Annotated in this window: 18 protein-coding genes and 1 riboswitch; of the genes, 5 read left to right on the forward strand and 13 right to left on the reverse strand. The window is 42.3% G+C overall.

The features are described from left to right. Window positions 1-55: 55 nt before the first annotated feature. Genes FQV26_RS15455 through glgB form a run of 6 tightly spaced genes read right to left on the reverse strand, consistent with a single transcriptional unit; the run spans window position 56 to window position 8,738 of the window. The gene (locus tag FQV26_RS15455) at window positions 56-865 is read right to left on the reverse strand and encodes an SDR family oxidoreductase (RefSeq protein ID WP_146558510.1); all 810 of its coding nucleotides are present in this window, start codon (window positions 863-865) and stop codon (window positions 56-58) included. A gap of 19 nt (window positions 866-884) precedes the next feature. Beyond that, complete coding sequence (gene glgP, locus FQV26_RS15460; RefSeq protein WP_146558512.1) at window positions 885-3,272, reverse strand: glycogen/starch/alpha-glucan family phosphorylase; 2,388 nt, start codon at window positions 3,270-3,272, stop codon at window positions 885-887. Window positions 3,273-3,287: 15 nt separating this feature from the next. Beyond that, window positions 3,288-4,715, reverse strand: a complete 1,428-nt coding sequence (gene glgA / locus FQV26_RS15465; RefSeq protein ID WP_146558514.1) for a glycogen synthase GlgA — start codon at window positions 4,713-4,715, stop codon at window positions 3,288-3,290. Next, window positions 4,712-5,734: a GlgC family sugar phosphate nucleotidyltransferase gene (locus FQV26_RS15470; RefSeq protein ID WP_146558516.1), complete on the reverse strand. Its 1,023-nt coding sequence runs from the start codon at window positions 5,732-5,734 to the stop codon at window positions 4,712-4,714. The genes glgA and FQV26_RS15470 overlap by 4 nt, the downstream gene beginning before the upstream one ends. Then, window positions 5,731-6,879, reverse strand: coding sequence for a glucose-1-phosphate adenylyltransferase (locus FQV26_RS15475; RefSeq protein ID WP_146558518.1), 1,149 nt, complete (start codon window positions 6,877-6,879; stop codon window positions 5,731-5,733). The genes FQV26_RS15470 and FQV26_RS15475 overlap by 4 nt, the downstream gene beginning before the upstream one ends. Continuing rightward, window positions 6,876-8,738, reverse strand: a complete 1,863-nt coding sequence (gene glgB, locus FQV26_RS15480) for a 1,4-alpha-glucan branching protein GlgB (protein ID WP_146558520.1) — start codon at window positions 8,736-8,738, stop codon at window positions 6,876-6,878. Before glgB ends, FQV26_RS15475 begins: the two co-directional genes overlap by 4 nt. A gap of 229 nt (window positions 8,739-8,967) precedes the next feature. Between glgB and FQV26_RS15485 the strand changes: the two genes are divergently transcribed. Together FQV26_RS15485 and FQV26_RS15490 are read left to right on the forward strand one after the other, a co-directional pair. After that, entirely contained in the window at window positions 8,968-9,546 is a 579-nt protein-coding gene (locus FQV26_RS15485; RefSeq protein ID WP_146558522.1) for an SCO family protein, read from the forward strand. 2 nt (window positions 9,547-9,548) lie between these two features. Further along, window positions 9,549-9,878 (forward strand): hypothetical protein, encoded by a 330-nt coding sequence (locus tag FQV26_RS15490; protein ID WP_146558524.1) that lies wholly within the window; start codon window positions 9,549-9,551, stop codon window positions 9,876-9,878. 52 nt (window positions 9,879-9,930) lie between these two features. On the opposite strand, the gene FQV26_RS15495 is transcribed toward FQV26_RS15490, so the two are convergent. Continuing rightward, window positions 9,931-10,971: a lactonase family protein gene (locus FQV26_RS15495; protein WP_146558526.1), complete on the reverse strand. Its 1,041-nt coding sequence runs from the start codon at window positions 10,969-10,971 to the stop codon at window positions 9,931-9,933. A gap of 276 nt (window positions 10,972-11,247) precedes the next feature. Between FQV26_RS15495 and FQV26_RS15500 the strand changes: the two genes are divergently transcribed. Continuing rightward, complete coding sequence (locus FQV26_RS15500; protein ID WP_146558528.1) at window positions 11,248-11,808, forward strand: shikimate kinase; 561 nt, start codon at window positions 11,248-11,250, stop codon at window positions 11,806-11,808. 190 nt (window positions 11,809-11,998) lie between these two features. Here FQV26_RS15500 and FQV26_RS15505 read toward each other — a convergent pair whose 3' ends face one another. Next, window positions 11,999-13,408 carry a hypothetical protein gene (locus FQV26_RS15505; RefSeq protein WP_146558530.1) on the reverse strand — a complete coding sequence of 470 codons (1,410 nt, stop codon included), beginning with the start codon at window positions 13,406-13,408 and terminating at the stop codon, window positions 11,999-12,001. A gap of 301 nt (window positions 13,409-13,709) precedes the next feature. Between FQV26_RS15505 and FQV26_RS15510 the strand changes: the two genes are divergently transcribed. Next, window positions 13,710-14,618 (forward strand): proline dehydrogenase family protein, encoded by a 909-nt coding sequence (locus FQV26_RS15510; RefSeq protein WP_146558532.1) that lies wholly within the window; start codon window positions 13,710-13,712, stop codon window positions 14,616-14,618. A 140-nt stretch (window positions 14,619-14,758) separates the two neighbouring features. Here the strand turns inward: FQV26_RS15510 and FQV26_RS15515 are convergent, their stop codons facing one another. Then, window positions 14,759-15,697 (reverse strand): ring-cleaving dioxygenase, encoded by a 939-nt coding sequence (locus tag FQV26_RS15515; protein ID WP_146558534.1) that lies wholly within the window; start codon window positions 15,695-15,697, stop codon window positions 14,759-14,761. A 92-nt stretch (window positions 15,698-15,789) separates the two neighbouring features. Further along, window positions 15,790-16,539: a hypothetical protein gene (locus tag FQV26_RS15520; protein ID WP_146558536.1), complete on the reverse strand. Its 750-nt coding sequence runs from the start codon at window positions 16,537-16,539 to the stop codon at window positions 15,790-15,792. A gap of 257 nt (window positions 16,540-16,796) precedes the next feature. On the opposite strand from FQV26_RS15520, the gene FQV26_RS15525 reads away from it, so the two are divergent. After that, entirely contained in the window at window positions 16,797-17,801 is a 1,005-nt protein-coding gene (locus tag FQV26_RS15525; RefSeq protein WP_146558538.1) for an alpha/beta hydrolase, read from the forward strand. 43 nt (window positions 17,802-17,844) lie between these two features. On the opposite strand, the gene FQV26_RS15530 is transcribed toward FQV26_RS15525, so the two are convergent. The 3 genes from FQV26_RS15530 to FQV26_RS15540 form a co-directional block, all read right to left on the reverse strand. Next, the gene (locus tag FQV26_RS15530; protein WP_146558540.1) at window positions 17,845-19,164 is read right to left on the reverse strand and encodes a nucleobase:cation symporter-2 family protein; all 1,320 of its coding nucleotides are present in this window, start codon (window positions 19,162-19,164) and stop codon (window positions 17,845-17,847) included. Next, window positions 19,161-19,748, reverse strand: a complete 588-nt coding sequence (locus FQV26_RS15535; protein ID WP_146558543.1) for a xanthine phosphoribosyltransferase — start codon at window positions 19,746-19,748, stop codon at window positions 19,161-19,163. Before FQV26_RS15535 ends, FQV26_RS15530 begins: the two co-directional genes overlap by 4 nt. Before the next feature lie 147 nt (window positions 19,749-19,895). Continuing rightward, window positions 19,896-19,997: riboswitch (purine riboswitch) on the reverse strand. A gap of 60 nt (window positions 19,998-20,057) precedes the next feature. Then, on the reverse strand, window positions 20,058-20,483 hold the full coding sequence (locus FQV26_RS15540) for an acyl-CoA thioesterase (protein WP_146558545.1): 426 nt from the start codon (window positions 20,481-20,483) through the stop codon (window positions 20,058-20,060). Window positions 20,484-20,535 lie beyond the last annotated feature (52 nt).

Below are 20,535 nucleotides of genomic sequence, written 5' to 3' on the forward strand. Positions count from 1 at the left end.
CAATGAAAAATGAAAAAGCAGGACAAGAAAATTTCCTTGTCCTGCCTGATTTTGTTTATGTAGACATATAGTCGCCGCCGTTCATATGCAGGAACTGACCTGTCATGTATGAATTTTGCGGGTCTGCAAGAAACACATACGCTTTAACCAGCTCGTACGGCTGTCCAGGGCGCCCTGCCGGCACGTCTTCTCCAAAATCATCGGCCACATCCGGATTCAAATCACCAAAAGTTTTAGTGATCAATGGCGTCCAAATCGGTCCGGGTGCAATGCCATTTACCGCAATCTCCTCACGTACAAGACGCCGGGCCAGCGATCGGGTCATTGCCACCATTGCTCCATTGGCTCCTGCATAATCAATCAAATCCGAATGTCCTCGGTAAGCATTGATGGAGGCGGTATTGATAATGCGCGAACCCTTTTTTAAATGTGGAAGCGCCGCTCTCGTCAAATAGAACATGGCAAACGCCTTGATTTCAAAAGTTTTCAACATCTGCTCATCGGTAATATCGAGCGGCGAAGTCTGCGGATATTGGTAGCCGGCATTATTCACCAGGATATCCACTTGACCAAATTCAGCTAAAGTGAATTGGATCAACTGGTCGCAATTTTCCGATTTGCCTAAATCACCGCTTAACGCTTTGGCTTCTCCACCATAGCCTTCAATCAATTCAACGGTTTTTTGGGCCCCTTCGTCGTCATCGAGATAACCGATGACCACTTTCGCACCTTCCTTAGCGTAGGCAATTGCCACTGCCTGACCAATACCACTGCTGGCGCCAGTGACAATCGCCACTTTGCCGGCGAGTGCCCCACTGGCCTTGTAATCTTTTAAGTCAGTGTTATCGAATTCTCTGTCTGCCATATTCTCACCCTTTCAGCTTTTAATGTACGCTGGGGATTTTCGTTAAATGCCAGACATCATCTGAATATTGCTGGATGGTACGATCGCTTGAAAAAATACCGGAAGCCGCAATGTTTTTTACACACATTTCAGCCCACTTTTCCGGATGCGCATAGACGTCCAAAATTTGTTCATGCGCTTTCGCATAACTGCGTATATCCTTTAATATGAAATAAGGATCGCGGTTCTCCAGCAATTGCTCAACAATAAAGTCGACATTCGTTTTTCCTTCTGTCCATTCCCCTTTAATCAGCTCTTGCATCAACTGTGCAATTTCCGGGTCCGACTCGATGATTTCTTTCGGATCGTAGGACCGGTCCTTTTCATACTGCATGACCTGTTCGGCCCTCATTCCGAAAACAAATGCATTTTCCTCGCCAACCTGTTCAAATATTTCAACATTTGCGCCGTCAAAAGTACCCAAAGTCAAAGCACCGTTCATCATCAGCTTCATATTTCCAGTTCCCGATGCTTCTTTCGAGGCGGTTGATATCTGTTCACTGACATCCGCTGCGGGAATCATATATTCTGCTTGCGTTACATTGTAATCCTCAACAAAAACGACATGCAGATGCTTTCTTGCTAAGGGGTCGCTGTTTACTTTTGCAGCTACCGTATTGATCATTTTAATGACTTGTTTAGCAAAGTGATAGCTTGGTGCCGCTTTACCTCCAAAAAAGAAAGTCCGTGGATATGGCCGATACGTCGAGTCCCGTTTAATCCGATCATACAGCATCTGAATGTGGAGAATATTCATTAATTGGCGTTTATAGCCATGGAACCGCTTGATGTGAATATCAAAAATCGAATCCTGATCCACAATGACATTTTGGTTTCGCTGAAGGTGATGGATTAAATGCTCTTTTTTCAAGCTCTTGATTGCTTGGAACTCTTGAAGAAAGGCATGATTTTGAGCAAGATAATGCAATTCGTTCAACCGCTCAGGTTCCTTGATCCATTGCGGTCCGATTGTCTCTGTAATCAGCCCTGACAACTCCTGATTCGCTTTTAGCAACCACCGGCGATGCGTAATGCCATTGGTTTTATTATGGAACTTATCCGGAAATTGTTCGTTCAGCTCTTTCATTTCACGCTTTTTCAAAATCTCCGTATGCAGCTTTGCTACGCCATTTACTTTATAGCTTCCCACTACAGCTAATACCGCCATCTTGATAATTCCATTTTCGATAATTGACAGTTTGTGAAGGGATTCCTCGTCGAGTTCCTGCTTCTGCAAGCTCTCTTTAAAGCGCCGGTCGATTTCTTCGATGACCATATAGATTCTCGGAAGCAAAGACTGAATCAGCCGGCTGTCCCACTTCTCCATAGCTTCTTCCAGAATCGTATGATTGGTATAAGAAATCGTACGGTTAGTTACATCCCAAGCTGTTTCCCAACTTAAGCCGTGATCATCTATCAAAAGACGCATCAATTCTGGAACCGCCAGAGCCGGATGCGTATCATTGATTTGAATGGCCACATTTTCAGGAAGTTCTTCTATAGCAAAGTTACGATTTTTCAAAATGGTTTGGAGAGATGCGCTGCAGAGAAAATACTGCTGCTTCAGGCGCAAAATTTTTCCGGCATCCAACGAATCATCAGGGTACAGCCGATCTGTTATTTTGGCAGTCTCGTGCTCGTACACAGCATAATCCTTGTCTCCAGGAAATGGCCGATCTGAAACTTCCGCTTGCCATAACCGAAGTGTATTAACGGTACCACCGTTTGCACCTACTACCGGCATGTCATAAGGCACCGCTTTAACCCACTCGGAATTTTCCACTTTGACCTTTAGACCGTCCAGCCCCATGACCAATTGAACATCTCCATAATAAGGAATATCCACCGCCAACTCTTCACGGCGAACATCCACATTATGCTCCTTTTGAATCCACTGAGTCGGCTGCTCTGTCTGGTAGCCATTGACGAAATGCTGAGTGAATAAACCACCTTTATAGCGCAAGCCATAACCATGTCCAGGCAATTCAAGCGAAGCCAAGGAATCTACAAAACAAGCGGCCAATCTTCCCAAACCGCCATTGCCGAGCCCCGGCTCTGTTTCAAGCTCCTCCATCTCAGATAGTTGAAAACCCATCTCTTCCAGGCCTTCCTTGACGATATCATAATAATTTAAGTTGATAAGATTTTGGCCAAGAACCCGTCCAATTAGAAATTCAATGGAGAAATAATATAATTGCTTTTCATTATTCTCTTTATACAATTGGCTGGTTCGAGTCCAGCGATCCTGAATGCATTCGTGCGTCATTTCCCAAAGTGTTTCGTAGGCCAGTTCTAGAGTTCTTTCCATTCCCTTGTGTTCCATTCGAGTGACAAAGCTATTCTTGAACTCTTCTTTTGATGAAAACATAATTGGCACACCCCTTTAGGTTATCCTTTCATAGAGTTTAGCGTATTCTGCTGCAGAGCGCGACCAGGAATAATTGCCTTCCATGCCATTTTTTTTGATGGCTTCCCAATGCTCCGGCTGCTTATAAAAAGCCAGCGATCGGTTAAGCGCAGCATCGAACGGGCTATCCTGTGAAAAGTCGCTCAAAAAACCATTTCCGGTCTTCAAATTTTCGTCATATTCCACAACCGTGTCTTTCAGGCCCCCAGTTTTATTGGCTACCGGTACAGTTCCATAACGCATGGAGATCAATTGGCTCAAACCACATGGTTCGAAATGGGAAGGCATCAGGAAAATATCCGCCCCCGCATACAATAAATGAGCGAAGCTTTCATCAAAGCCTACGTGAACGTAAACCTTGTCCGGAAAATCGGCGGCCAATTCCCGAAAGAACTGTTCGTATTTTTCTTCTCCAGAACCCAATAATACAAATTGAACATCCTCTTCCTTCAATAAAGCAGGAAGCACTTCCTGCAAAACATCGATTCCTTTTTGTCCTGCCAGCCTCGAGATCATCGTTAATAGGGGCACGTCTCCGCGTTCTGGAAGACCAGCTTTCATCTGGACCGCCCGTTTGTTGACCTGCTTTCCTTCCAGACTCATTGCATCGAATTCACGCTCAATGGACAGATCCGTTGCCGGATTATAGACTTCTGTATCGATGCCATTCAAAATACCGACCAAATCCTGCTCTTTTTCTTGGAGAAGACCATTCAATTTTTCTCCATAAAAATCCGTCAAGATTTCATCGCGATAAGTTGGACTGACAGTTGTTACTTTATCCACATACAAAATACCGGTTTTCAATGCATTGAAATCGTCATTCCACTCCGCGATGCCTTCGTCATAATAACGTTCATCCATTTCGAAGTTTTCCTGAAATGTATCTTTTGAGAACTTTCCTTGAAACTGCAGATTATGGATTGTTAATACTGTCTTAATTGCCTTAATAGATGAATACCGCTCATCTTCCTTTAGCAAGAAAGGAATTGCGGCAGTATGCCAGTCATGGACATGAAGCAAGTCCGGCTGCTTTGTTTGTCGCTGCACGATCTCCAGTACCGCACGATTGAAAAAGGCATATCGTTCAGCATCGTCTTCCTGGCCATAAATTTGATCTCTTTTGAAGTAGTCGTCACTTTCTACAAACAAAAATTTCACATCAGCATGGTCGTATTCAAAAACCCCAAAAGATTTTTGCTGGCCTTTAAAACTGAATTCAATTGATTCTTTAAAGGCGAATTCGGCGGTATACTCTTCTGAAATCACACTGTATTTTGGTACGATGACGTTGATTTCATGGCCTAATCTGCTGAGTTCTTTTGGCAATGCTCCTATTACGTCAGCCAGTCCCCCAGCTTTTGCAAAAGGCGCACATTCTGCTGCTGCCATAATGATCTTCATCGTACATCCTCCTTCGTGACACGTTCTCCTTTGCGCAGAACAATCGGCTGTTCCGGCGTTCCATTCAATACCACGCCTTCTCCGATATAGACGTCTTTATCCGCAATAACATAAGACAGATTGCAATTTTCTTCAACAATACATTTTTGCATGATAATGCATTTTTCTATACGTGCATTTTTCTTAATATAGACGGCCCGGCTAACGATACTGTCTACCACTTCCCCCATGATCGTACTGCCGTTTGCAACCAGCGCTCGCTTAACACGGGAACCCTTGACATATCGTGTCGGCGGTTCATCTTTGACTTTCGTATAAATTGGACGGTTGGGCAAGAACAGCCGCTTTCTGTTTTCTTCATCGAGCAGCGCCATTGAAGCTTGGAAATAGTTTTGTACCGAGTCAATAATGGCAAAATACCCTTTGTATTCATATTCATTGTAAGTGTAAGGGCTCTTCTTCAAATTAACGACATCTTCGACACTCACTACCTTTTTTTCACGGTGACTTCGGATTAGATCAATCAGTAAATTTTTTGATAGAATATAGGTTTTCAATGAAATTCCTTCGCTCACAGCTTCCGTAATGTCTAGACCTGAATCGATATGCTTGTTGAGCATATCCCTGAAGTCCAATTGGTTAATAGTGAAACCATTGGTTACTACAGCGTAAGGCTGAGCACTTTTTGTGAAAAATTGCATATGTTCTTCTAATGCGGCAAATGCACCAACGCTGGAGAGTCCACCGTCGCGTTGGGTAACTGGCAGGAAAAACAACCCGTTTTTCCTGCGGTCCAAATCCCAGCTTTTTCCTACACCAATATGATCGAGCAAAGAAGCAACTGGATAAGACGGGAACACACCAACCGTATTAATACCTGAATTGACAAGGTTTGATAGAGGAAAATCAATTAATCGATAACGTCCAGCAAAAGGTACAGAAGAAACAGTCCTTTGCATTGTCAAATCCTGCAGCCCTTCTTTTTTAACAGAAGCATCCACTACAGCCAGTAAGTTCATTTTCTGCCACGCTCCTTCCATTCATCCAATTGTTCTTGGGTCAATAAGACCACCTCGTCTTGCTGGTCAGCAATCTCGAAGCCCTCAGGAACTACCAATCTCGGCGGCACAATCGCCCGATGAAGTTTGGCGCCTTTGCTTATCGATACCCCGCTCATCACGACACTTTCAGAGACCGATGCTCCTTCTTCAATTTTCACTTTCTGAAATATGACAGATTTTACAACTTCTCCCGAAATGACACAACCTTCGTTTACCATCGATCCTTGTACATCGCCGCTTTCAGTAATGATTTGCGGAGGAAGCTGTGGATTCGAAGAAAAAATTCGCCAGCCTGGATCGTGCAAATTCAAGCCTGAATTTAAATCCAGCAAATCCATATTGGCTTCCCACAGGCTTTCAACCGTTCCAACATCTTTCCAATATCCTTTAAACGGATAAGCGACCATTTTTTGACCATTTTCCAGCATATTCGGCAGGATGTCTTTCCCAAAGTCATGGGAAGACTCTTCATTTACATTGTCCGTTTCTAAATACTCTTTTAATTTTTTCCAGTTGAATACATATACACCCATAGAAGCCAAATTGCTTTTCGGATTTTTCGGTTTTTCATCAAATTCCATGACATTCAAATTATCATCGACGTTAACAACTCCGAACCTGCTGGCATCTTCCCATGGCACCTCTAACACTGAAATCGTTACGTCTGCTTCATGTTCTTTGTGGTATTCAATCAGCAGCTCATAATCCATTTTATAAATATGGTCTCCAGAAAGAATCAATACATATTCGGGTTCACACGACTGAAGAAAACTAATGTTCTGGTAAATTGCACTGGCTGTTCCTGCATACCATTTGATGCCATCAATCTCAGCATAAGGCGGCAGCATTGTCACCCCTCCGTTATGGCGGTCCAAGTCCCACGGTGTCCCAAGACCGATATACTCGTGCAGCATATGAGGCTGGTATTGAGTTAAAACTCCGACGGTCTCAATTCCTGAATTGGTGCAATTTGATAACGGAAAGTCAATGATCCGATACTTCCCGCCAAACGGAAGCGCTGGTTTGGCTATTGTATAAGTTAGTGATTTTAACCGGCTACCCTGTCCACCGGCCAATAGCATTGCTACTACTTTATCGTTCATCCTGCTCCACTCCCATCCTGTTTTTGTTTCCATATATTCATCGTAAACGCGGGCAAATCCATTACTACGGAATACGGCAAGTCATCATATGGGGCATCTGCCGCTTCAATAACTGCTTTCCGGTATTGCTTCCCTGTTGTAAAAATTTTTTCATACGCAGTGCCTTTCGGAACTCCCAATTTAAAATCAGTATAGTGATGGTTCGAAAAATTGCAGACAACGATGCACTCATCCTGCGGCATATAGCCTCTTCGAACAAAAGCAGCCACGCTTTGTTCATGGTTATCCGCATCGATCCAGGTAAAGCCATCAGGATGATCGTCCAATTCAAAAAATGCTTTTTCAGCTTTATAAAAACTCAGCAATTCTTTTGTGAAATCAGCCATTTTTCTATGATCTTCATCTTCCAATGAAGGCCAATCCAATTCAGGTTTAAATTCCCACTCTTCGAAATGGCCAAATTCCTGCCCCATGAACAACAATTTTTTACCCGGATGAGCAATCCAGAAACCAAGCAGCAACCGCAGTTGAAGGAAGCGCTCATCCAGCGTTCCTGGCAGCTTATTCAATAAAGACCCGCGGCCATTCACTACTTCATCGTGGGAAAGTGCGAGGAGATAGCGCTCTTGGTACTGGTACACGAGGGAAAAATTCATCTTTTGATGGACTTCAGAACGCTGGGAAGGCGGTGTTTCCATGTAATCCAACGTGTCACGCATCCAGCCAAAGTTCCATTTATAATGAAAACCGACACCACCGTCAGAAACTTCATGAGTTACTTTAGGATAATGCCAGGCATCTTCTGCAATCAACAGTGTTTCCGGATAAAACTCCTTTAAACTGTTTGTCAACTTTCTCAAAAAATCGGCGCCTTCTTTATTATGGGGACGCTCTTTCCTATTTGGAATAAACAACAAACAGACCAATGCATCCATGCGAAAAGCATCGAATTTAAATTCATTCAGCCAATAGTGGGCACTCGATATCAAAAAGCTGACAACTTCACCTTTTTGAATATCAAAATTTAAAGTGCCCCAGTCCGGATTGGCACGCCGCTCTTCCCGTTCATCTTCGTACAAAGGAGTTCCGTTGAACATCACCATCGCATGCTCATCCACACAAAAATGTCCCGGAATCCAATCTAAGATCAAACCGACTTTGTGTTCCGCGCATTTGGCGATAAAATATTTCAGATCATCTGCGGTTCCATAGCGACTGGTTGGCGCAAAATAACCCGTTGTTTGATAACCCCAGGATTCATCAAGCGGATGCTCTGTAATGGGCAGAATTTCTATGTGGGTAAAGCCCATATCCAAAATATACGGAATGAGCTCTGAAGCCAATTCACGATAATTCAAGAAACCTCCTTGCGCATTACGCTTCCAGGTTCCGATATGTACTTCGTAAATGGCCATCGGTTTTTCAAAATGGTTCTTATTTTGAATCTTCTTTTGATGCAAAACAGTTTTCGACCACGTGTGCTTGGACGCTGCTGCTACTACCGACTTGGTTCTCGGGCGCATTTCGCTCGCTTGGGCATAAGGATCAGATTTTCGCAATAGTTCTCCGTTCGGTGTTTCAATGATGTATTCATAGGCGTATCCAGTAAGTCTTTGAGGAATCTGCAGTTGCCAGATCGTCGAATCAAAGGGATGCTGCTGCATTCCAAAAATTTCTTCTCGTTGGCTTGCAGGATCTGTACAAGCTACTGCTACGCTAGCTGCATCCGGAACCCATATCGTGAATCTTGTTTCCTCTGCAGCGACATGCGCGCCAAAGTATAGATACGCATCTTTCATCAGCCCTGTATGAAAAGCTTCCAGCTTTTCACGAGTAAGAAGACTTTGCAGATCATTCATTTTCACACCCCCAAATTTTTTACAGTTCCGTGTCTCCTTTAATTCTACATAAGTTATGTAAATCCCTTGTAAAGATGCTTAATTGTTCAAATATTTAGTTAAATATAAAAATCAGTAAGTTTACCGTTCGAAATGTCTACACATTTCTAACCACTTACGTACTTGTTTGCGGAGAGAATATCTACTACGCTTAGAAGGATATCTGTTATCGAAAGCGAGGCTGAAATTTTTGCAAAAATATAGAGGGTTGTTGCTGGCTGTTTTCTTCAGCATTTTTTTAGCTGCATGTACCCAAGGCATTGAAGATCCACTCGAGTGGGAAATAGAGGATTTTACGTTCACCAATCATAATGATGAAGACTTTGGCTTAGCCGACTTGGAAGGCGAAGTATGGCTGGCTGATTTTGTTTTTACTAATTGTACTACCGTCTGCCTGCCAATGATGGCAAATATGACAGACTTGCAGGGAAGATTAAAAGAAGAAGGTTTGGATGTCCAGATCGTTTCCTTCAGTGTGGATCCAGCGTTTGATAAACCCGAAATTCTGAAATCCTACGCCGAGAATTATGGAGCCGATTTATCCAGTTGGAATTTACTGACGGGCTATACTCCAAAAGAAATTGATGAATTTGCTATGAAAAATTTCCAGACTTTAGCTCGGAAACCTGCCAATGATGAACAAGTTATTCATGGCACCTATTTTTACTTGGTAAACCAGGAAGGTGTCATCATGAAATCATATGATGGATTAAATCCACCGGTTGAAGAGATTTTGGCTGATGCGGAAATCCTATTGACGGAGGAATAATTATGAAGAAAAAGAGGATATGGATGCTTGCATTGCTGCTTGCCGCCGCTTTATTGCTGTTGTTTTTCTTTATACCCAGGGAAAATACACCCGCACCGGAAAGTCGTGTAATTCTGGAGCATTCATTCAGAACGTATATTGCACCCTCCTGCTTTGAACAAGCTGATGCTACAAACTTCTTGGAAGAAGCGACGCTGGAACAGGCCCAAGAACTCAATTATCCCCCGCATTCTTCCTGTACCGAAAAAGCCTTTGAAGAAAATAACGACAGCGGCTTTATCCGCCTTCTTAAAGAACTGGGTATCATGGAAAAAGAATCAAAAGACTGGTAATAAAAACAGGCAGAGAAAACTACTCTCTGCCTGTTTTTATTCGTTACTTTATTTAGTGAATCACTTTGACACACACCGGGGCCGTCGTCTGGACAATATTTTCAACCGTGCAAGGGGCACCTGAATGATGGACTTTTAAAACAGTTAAGGTATGAGAGTTCTCATTCGCCACGACCAGCCATTCATTTCCTGGAATTATGGCGAAATGCCGTGGGCCTTCCCCGCCCGAATCCGTTAATCCGACCACTTCCAAAGTTCCGTTATGCTGAACAGCAAAAGAGGCAATGCTGTCATGGCCACGGTTCGAAGCATAAACGAAACGTCCATCACTTGAAACGGCAATTTCCGCACTGGTATTTCCCCCTTTATAGCTGTCGGGAATTAAGGGAAGCAATTGCAAAAATTCCAATTGCCCTGACTGGCTGATTCTATAAACCATCAGCGTAGAGTTTATTTCATTCAATGAATACACAAAAGGTTTCGTGGGATGAAAACTTAAGTGCCGCGGCCCTGCTCCTGCTTCTGTTTGAATTGAATAGCGAAGCGCCAGTGCACCTGTATCAGCGTCCAGTTTGTACGTAAATATCGTATCGGTCCCTAAATCGGACACCAAAAATAAGTTTTTTCCGGGAACCTGTATGACTGAATGTGGATGTGCGGCATCCTGCCTATCTGCATCCGGTCCGGACCCTCCGTGCTTCACCGAAGCCGCCAAAGTTCCAATTGACCCATTCGCATGAAGAGGATAAACATTAACAGTAGCACCTGAGTATGTAACAGACAAAAGCCATTGTCCGGTTTCGTCGATCGTGACGTGAGCAGGATGATCGCCATTTGAAGATTGACGATTAATTTCCACTATTTTTTTGGCGATAGGATGGATCCAATAGCTGACCAGCTCCCCATTCCCCACTTCGCTCGCCGCAACAAAGCTGGTACCATTTGGATGAACAGCGAGAAAAGAAGGGCGTTCAATACCCGCCACACCCAATTGCTCTGTTAGTTTCCCAGTATTGTCTTCAAATTCCCAAAGTTTAATGCCCGGTTCTTTTTCTGATGAATACGATCCTGTCAGCAAAAAGCTGGTTGCCATCAAATTCCCCCTCGACTGTCTAATATGGAAATCAAATTTAAGCCGCCGATATTTCGGCTTAGATTCCGATCCAAATTCGATTGCTTAAGTACTATATAAAGAATTCTCCTGCATTGTTTCCCTGATTCACAAAAAATAGAAAGCGGATTTCGAGTGCTTTGATTCGATTTTTTAATTTAGTTTATCAATTTTATAATTCTCGTGAATTTCCGATACAGATGAGGTAAAGTAAGCTATGAACCTGACTAATCCATAAAATGAGAAAGAAGGTTGCTCATGAGAAATTTCGGTTTATCCATTCGTGAAAAAAGCATTGTCTGCATCGGCTTTATGGGAGTCGGTAAAACAACCGTCGGCAAGCTGTTGGCTCAAAGACTCTATCGCAGCTTCATTGACATTGATGTGGAGATCGAGAAGGAATTTGCCATGCCAATCCCACAAATATTCGAAGTGTATGGTGAGCAGGCATTTCGTGCCAAAGAAAAAGAGTTGATTGTGAAATACAGCCAGCAGCCATTGAATATTATTTCTGTCGGCGGCGGTGCCTTTCTGCAAAAAGAAATACAGGACATTTGTATGGCTAATTGCATCGTCCTGTTTCTCGATATTACATGGGAGTCGTGGAAAGACCGAATCCATATTCTCGTTGACAACCGCCCTTTGTTGAAAGGTCGCTCTCTTGAAGATATGAAAACGCTGTTTCTGGAACGGCAAGTTATTTATTCATTGAATCATTCCAAATTCCAGGTGGATAACTTTAAAGCTGAAGAAGCTGCTGATTATTTGGCTGATGCTTTGAAATTGTCATGGGAGATTCATGCACCGCAGCCAAAATGAAAGTCGAAACCGCCATCTACACATGGCGGTTTTTTTGTCGTAAGACCCACTACACTATCACCTTATTCGTTTTACTATTCAGTCAATTTAATTATACGCCATCAATTGAGAGCTTTCAATTTTCAAAAGCATCGGTTTACCAATCTACAAGTGAGCACCTTTTAAGGCACTCATCTGTTTTAAGATTTCCTCACAAATGAATAGCTGTCTGGATAAATAACTGGACCATGAGATAAAAAGCGACAGCGAATTTCAAATTGAACTGGAGACCGTTCCGGATTCCACTTAATCCATTGACACTGCTTAAAATAATTACCGGCATAACGAATGGAGACAGGATGATGGAGATGACACTTCCTGAAGTCACTGCTAAAACAACTAGTTCCGGCGGGTATGGAAAAGGAATAGCTTCTAAAACGCCTGTCACCAATACAATAACCGGCAGAGGGCCTAATCCGATAAAGCCCAACAGGATCACAATGAACGGAACCAGGAACAACACATTCAATACCGGAACGATTCCGGTCAAAAAGTTCATGCCATCTATTACGTAGTCCCCTATATCCGATTGATTTAACGCATAGATCAACAGCCCCGCTGCAATTAAAATACTGAATTGCTGTGCCTGTTTAGCGACCCCTGCTGAAAAATAATAACGGGTTTCAGCAAAGAGACTGGAAGATTTTTTTTTGATAATAAAATATAGAAAAGTCCAAACAAGTATGACTAGTGGAATGGTTAATAAAAATTCCAACCCCGTGAGTTCATGAACAAGAAAAATTGTCCCGAACAATGAAATGAACAGGAATACGAATTCAGCCACATCCTTGTTCCACTTCCCTTGATTCCGCGAATTTTTCATCGCCTTTTCGATTTCCTGCTTTAACACAAAAGAAAAATCCACTCCGTATTTCTTTTCCTGATAGTAGGAGAAAATGACGGATAAGACCGTTCCAGCAAAAGCGAAGACAAACCCAAGCAGCATCGACTTCCAAAGAGTCGCTTCCAGCGCTTCCACTGCAAAAATGAAACTCGGAATGCTGATGACCCATAATGTAGAAAGTCCAAAGCCCCGCAGGATAGCTGTTCCTTTAAAATTCTCCCATGCCTCGTCTTTATGCTCCTTTAAAAAAGTATCGATAAAGCGGTACATCATCGGCACAACACCAAACAAAAGAAAGTGAGAAATCACTTGGGTCATCGCCATTAACCCAAAGTAGAACTTCTGGCTTTTATTGAGAAAGTTATGAGCAAAACTCATTATTTCCTCAATATAAGGCTCTTCTTTTAAAACCCAGCTGATCATTGGCACAATCAACAATAAACCGATCAGATTTCTCATTTGCTGCAAGCCTTGAATGACGTCACTAACAGGGGAATTACTCGTAAAAAACAGCACCATTAATGCCGTGGCAACTAAAAATAATTGCAATTGAATTTTTTTAAATGGCAATAAAAACAATGCCGACAGCAAAATCAAAGCACCTAAAACAGCAAGCATATCGGTTAATGTGCGGCTCTCATAAAAGTAAGTAATAAAATGCACTAAGGCATATATTGAAACTGAAAAAATAAATCCTATACCGGCTTTCCGGTTCATTTTAGTACCTCCTGACCTCTTCATTATCTGTTTCCATTCTACACTTTTTTTGTATTTTATATTTTCTTAGCTTAGGTATTTCCAATTGAAGGCCAATTCGAATGACAGAAAAACATACCAAGATTTCATACGCTTCTTAAGATTTTTTGTTTTCAGTTAATCTGTGATATGCTCTGAGGTAACAATGAAATGTACAGCAACTTCCTCCGGAAAATAAACTGAATTTCATTGAATAAAGCATTTTCTATTTTTAAAATGAGCTTGTCGACAAAGTGTTCTAACAGCATGGGAGGAATTAATAGTGGGTGTAACAAAAAGTTTTTTCATTACGTTGTCCAAAAATCGGCCATTGAACAGTGCTGCTAAAAAATGGGGATTGAAACTAGGCGCTGGGAAAATGGTGGCTGGGACTGATATTCAAAGCATGATGCAGTCAGTAAAAGAACTGAATGCGAATGGCATCAGTGCAACAATTGATAGTCTTGGCGAATTTGTTTACACCAAAGAAGAAGCGACACAAGCTAAAGAGGCTATATTGAAAACACTGGAAGCCATTCAGATCCACGGTGTGAATGCGCATATGTCGGTTAAATTGACGCAAATTGGCTTAGATGTCGATCCCGCTTTTTGTCTAAAGAACATCCAAGAAATTGTGGCAGCTGCTGCCAACTATGATATTTTCATAAATTTAGATATGGAAGACTATGATCACTTACAACAAACACTAGATATTCTTGAAGCGCTGCTCGAGGAATTCGAAAATGTCGGCACAGTTATCCAAGCCTATTTGTACCGTTCCGAAAAAGATGTGGAGAACCTGAAAAATGTTCGCCTTCGTCTTGTAAAAGGTGCATACAAAGAAAGCGCAGAAGTCTCCCTTCAGGAAAAGAATGAGATCGATGAGAATTTCTTGAAATTGATCAAGATTCACCTTCAAGCACCTGGATATACTTCCATCGCAACCCATGACCATCATATTATTGAGCAAGTCAAAGCTTTTGTTAAAGAAAAAAATATCCCGTTGGATAAGTTTGAATTCCAGATGCTGTACGGTTTCCGTTCAGAAATGCAGAAAGATCTTGCAAAAGAAGGTTATGCGTTCACTACTTATGTGCCTTTTGGACAAGATTGGTATGCTTATTATATGAGGAGACTGGCTGAAAGACCTCAAAACATTGCATTAGCCTTCAGAAGCATGGTTTCTAAATAAAAGGAAAAGCATCTCCAAAAAAATCGGAGATGCTTTTCCTTTTATTAACTTTCTCCACGTTACTTTCCACTATTTATCAAAATTACGTGGATGCTTCCAGCGCTTGTCGGAGCTACATGGCTGCTTCCGCTTTTCTACAATCAATCTAAATTTTTCACTTTTATTGGCGTTAGGTCGCGTTGAAGATTTTTTCTGTGTCTTTCGTATTGCGCTGGCAGCATCAACGCTTCTCCTAAAGTTTCCGGCGATTCGTCAATCGCGAATCCTGGTGGATCGGTGGCGATTTCAAATAGGATGTCTCCATATTCACGGAAATAGATCGCGTTAAAGTAATTGCGATCCTGAACAGGGGTGACACCAAGCCCATAGGTTTCCACTTGTTGCTTCCAATCCAGTTGATCCGCATCGTCAAGTGCCCGCCAAGCGATATGATGGACTGTCCCGACCCCCATCTGTCCTGTTCCAACTTGAGACAATTTCACATCAATAATATTGCCAAGGTCGCTTGCGGCACGCAAGCGCAGAAGTCCATCTTCTTCACCAATTCTTTCAAAGCCCATGACCGTTTCCAGTAATTCAGCCGTTTTTTCTGCATTGGCTGTGTACAGCGTTGCCCCGCCAAATCCTTTAATGGCCACAGCTTCCGTTATTTCACCGATTGCCCACATATTCGGTTCGCCTTGCTGTCTTTCAACCAGCTCCAAATGCAAGCCGTGCGGATCATCAAATGTTAGGTATTGCTCTTCAAAACGTATTTTTTTTGAAAATGGCACGTTGAATTTTTCCAATCTTTTTTCCCAAAACACTAAGGCGCCAACAGGAACTGCATAAGTGGTGACACCTACTTGGCCATCTCCAATTTTTCCTTTATAGGCATTTCCCCAAGGAAAGAAAGTGACGATGGTTCCCGGTTTTGCGGTTTTATCACCAAAATACAAATGATAAGTTCCTGGATCGTCAAAGTTCACTGTTTTTTTGACTAGTCGCAATCCTAGTACACCCGCATAAAAATCCACATTTTCCTGTGGATCTCCTACAATTGCCGTAATGTGATGAATTCCCATCGATTTTTTTGTCATTGTGCAACACTCCCTCAGCTATCTTTCACTCTGCTTACTCACCTTACCACTCCATTATCTTGAACTGAAGATATTTGACTGGAGTTTTCAAACTAACGCTTGTCGTCATTTGGCAGATTGTTTTCATGTTCTGCCATTTTCTTTTGTTTGTTATTTTTGATCTTTTCTAAGTTTTCCTGATGTTCTTTTTTGTCTTCTTCAATCTCTTTTTTTGCTTCCTTTTCTTCAGACTTGGACATATCCGTATTTTTCTGTTCTTCTTCAATTTGATCTTTTTGATGCTCTTTGACTTCCTCTATTTTCTCCATATCTTCATTGTATTGTTCTTCAACTTCTGAAGTAGAAGGCAGGAAAGGTTCATCATTAAAATCGGTTCTTCGGCCGTAGCGGAGCATTTCATAGATGATCAGGCCGTTATTCGGCATTCCATTGGCTGTTTTCATCGGCACGATATCAAACACCACATAATAGAACGCATAAAAAACAAAACGTTCCCAAAAAGTTGCATATTCTTCCAGCATCCCATTTGCCAGAAGCGCATTTATTGTAAGTGCCACTACCGTATTCACCAAAATCGGACCCGCATAAAGGGAGATATACGCAATTTTCCCTTCCCTTTTCAATGAGTCGTATGAGAACCAACTATATAAATGATAATATTTACGTACATCAAACATGCCTAGCTTAAAAATTCTAGGTCCCGACCCAATGGTCATCCGAGGATTTTTCACACCCAGTATTAAACTCATTAACAAATAGCCCGATTCCCTTAAAAAGACAACTACCGGTAAAATAATAAATGCAGAAATTATTAAGGCGATCAAATCGGCTAATCCAAACATTCACTCACTCCATTCGAAAGCTTAAAAAAGCTTTACCTCTTAAGTTACCCATCTTATATTGCATTTTAGCTTAAAGCCTGTTACAAATATATTTCATTTTATTAAAGTTAATTCGTTGGTCCCTATCTTTTTTCATGTTAGCATAGCTATTATATAAAAAAGCCAGACTAATTGCCTGTAATTGGATAGAGATATGATGGACAAAAGAAGTATTTACACTAGAAGGTATGAAATGCGGGGAAAATTCATTTTAAAGGATGGATACTGTGGGAGTTAAAATCAAACGCTGGACTCAAAAAAAATGGGTTGTCTCTCTTTCTTTTATTGCTCTTTTATTGACTATGTTCGTTTTCGAGGAGATCTCTTCTTCTCCTGATGCTTCAGCATCCATACAAATAGCGGGTTCTGCCGCATTCAGCTCGCCGCCCGATATCAATGAGATCCAGGAGCGAGTCAGCGTTGTAAAGAACCTAGCATACAGCGATTCTAGAAATAGCTTTTTGGATATCTACCACCCTAAGAACGCTACTGCTATGATGCCTGTCATTTTATGGATTCATGGCGGAGGTTATGTGGGAGGGTCTAAAGACAGCCGTCAGGATTATGCGATGGCTTTGGCAGATGCCGGCTATGTAGTGGCGAATATGGATTACGCGTTAGCTCCTGCTTCCCGTTATCCCGGCCCGGTGTTCCAAGCCAATCAAGCGCTTGCCTATATGCAGCTTCACGCTGCTGAATATGGCGGTGACATGAAGACGGTGTTCGTGGGAGGCGACTCAGCTGGCGCACAAATTGCCAGTCAAGTTGCTGCTCTTGTTTCAAATGCGGAATTGGCCAACACCATGGCAATCCAGCCAGCAATATCAAACAATCAGCTTCAAGGAGCATTGTTATTGTGCGGCCTCTACAATTTAGACACCGCTCGGGCCACTGCATTTCCAAACATTGATGTATACCTGACAGCTTATACCGGCGCTGAACCGTTCGAATCATTTCCGAAAATTGATGAACTTTCTACGGTCCAGCACATCAGCCCTGAGTTTCCTCCCGTTTTCATAACCGTTGGCGATGCGGATCCTTTTGTTTCCCAGTCCGTGGAACTGGTTGATGTTCTCCAATCCAATGAAGTATCAGTCAACTCTGTATTTTTCGAAGGTACCCAGAAAAATTTGAAGCATGAATATCAATACGATTTGAGTACACAAGATGCGCGGGATACATTTGAAGAAACCTTGAAGTTTCTGTATATCCACAGCAAGTAAAAAAACGAGCGAATCGCTTATAAGCGGTTCACTCGTTTTTGTTTTATCCTTGATTTATTGCACTTTCTTTTACGACAGGAGCAGCTGCACGCTGTCTCTTTCTTGAAGGAAGCATATTGAAAAGGATGTTCAGGACAATAGCCGTCACACTTCCAGCCACAATGCCGTTACTGGTCAAAATTTGTAGGCTTGACGGCAATTGAACAAACAATTCAGGAACGACCGTAACGCCCAATCCAATACCGACAGCACAAGCTACGATCATAGAGTTTTCTTGAGAATCCGTAATAATCGTGCTCAGCATTTTGATGCCTTGTGCAATCACCATACCAAACATCGCAATCATTGCTCCCCCTAAAACTGATGGCGGGATAATCGTTGTTACAGCAGCAATTTTAGGAACGAATCCTAGTGTAATTAGCATGATGCCTGCTATCAGAATAATTTTGCGTGATTTGATGCCAGACATTTGAATCAACCCGACATTTTGCGAAAACGCAGTATAGGGGAAAGAGTTAAAAATTCCTCCTAGTACAATGGCTAAACCTTCTGCACGGTACCCTTTTGCTAAGTCTTTCTCTGCAATTTTCTTTTTTGTGATATCTCCAAGAGCGAAATATACACCAGTTGATTCAACCAAAGAAACCATCGCTACTAAAATCATGGTAAGAATAGCAGGCCACTCGAATGTCGGAGCTCCAAAGTAAAAAGGTTCGACCATGTGAAAGTAAGAAGCATCTGCAATAGGAGAGAAATCCACCTTCCCAAGAAAAAAGGCAGCTACTGTACCGGCAACCAAACCCAGGAGGATGGAAATCGCTCGGAGAAAACCGCTAGTAAAACGGTACATGAACACGATGAACAAAAGCGTGCCGAAAGATAGGCCGATATTGGCAAGAGAACCAAAATCACTGGCTCCCTGGCCGCCTCCCATATTATTAATAGCTACTGGAATTAACGTGATTCCGATGATGGTCACCACTGTTCCTGTAACCACAGGCGGGAAAAACCGGACAAGACTGCCAAAAAATCCACTGATCAAAACGACAAATAACCCAGAAACTAGAATAGCGCCATAAATAGCGGAAATGCCATATTGTCCGCCAATTGCTATCATTGGGCCAACTGCAGTAAATGTACAACCAAGTACAACCGGAAGTCCGATTCCAAAGAAGCGGTTACTGACGATTTGAAGAATGGTCGCTACCCCGCAAAGAAGGATATCAATTGCGACAAGATAGGTCAATTGTTCAGGAGTAAGCCCAAGTGCTTCCCCAACAATCAGCGGCACCAATACTGCACCGGCATACATCGCCAATACATGTTGAAAGCCTAACGCCGTTTCGCCGAATGCTTTTTTCATTGAACTTTCGCCTCCTCGTAAAATGCCACTTTGCCATTCTCTAAAGACGAAATGTGCGCCAATGTTTCCACACGAATTCCGCGTTTACGGAGCAATTTCCCACCTGGCTGGAATCCTTTTTCAATGACAATGCCGATACCGGCCAACTTGGCACCCGCTTGTTCAACAATATCCAATAACCCTAATGCGGCTTGACCATTGGCAAGAAAATCATCCATGACCAGCACAACATCATCTTCCTGAAGAAAGTCCTTTGATACGGAAATATCATTGGTTTCATTTTTGGTGAACGAATGGACACTTGCCGTATATAAATGATCTACTAATGTCAACGATTTTCGTTTTCTTGCAAACACCGCCGGCACCCCCAAAACCAATCCGGTCATCATCGCCGGTGCAATCCCTGAAGATTCCAACGTCAAAATTTTTGTGACGCCGTCTTCCTTAAAGCGCAAGGCGAATTCTTCTCCAATCGCCTGCATTAATGGCGGATCAATTTGATGATTTAAAAACGAATCTACTTTCAATACAGATTCCGATAAGACTTTGCCGTCTGATATAATTTTATCCTGCAATTTTTTCATGCTGCCAGCTCCTCTTCTATCACGGCTGAAGGCATGAAAAAAAGCCCTCAGAACGTGCATCCATTCATACCATGAGTGGAGCAATGTCCTTCGAGCTTGAATTCGAAAGGAAACAAAAAGAATAAACACCTAAAAAAGGTGCCATTCAGCTGTTTCGTTGCTTCTCATAGTCAGTTCGTTTACGGCAAACCGGTAGAAACTTGCGGGCCATATCCCCGCGATTATATGAGTGAATCGTATTTGAATGGTCTTATTATAGCACGCTGTTTTTGCTTTTCAAGAGAGTTGAAAATTAAAAAAATATTCCATTTATTCAGATATAATCCCTGTTTCTTCTGCCTCTGACCTTCGTAAATGTCTGAGCAATTCCTGACGAATAGCTGCAGGAATTTTTTCGGATTTCTTGCTAGCTAAATTGTAATTTACGTAAACGGCATTGTTCCGCGCGCAAAGTTTCCCGTCCTGATATAGCTCTTCGTATAATTCCAGACTGCTTCCGCCAATCTTTTCCACCCAGACTTTAACTTCAACATCCATGCCAAAGTAGATTTGTCCTGTAAATTCCAATGTTGTCTTGACTATGACCATTTTCCAATTCGCAAAATCATGATCAGGTGTAAACAGTTCAAACAACGGGTTTCTTGCTGCTTCAAACCATACCGGCAAGCTCGTATTGTTAATATGGCCTACCGCGTCTGTTTCCGAAACTCTTGGTGTCAATACGGTTGTATACATGTGTTTCCTCCTTTCTTTTAAGACATTCCCTGCGCTTTTTCGTCTAATCTAA

The organism is Planococcus sp. CPCC 101016 (assembly GCF_007859295.1).
Taxonomy (GTDB): Bacteria; Bacillota; Bacilli; order Bacillales_A; family Planococcaceae; genus Planococcus.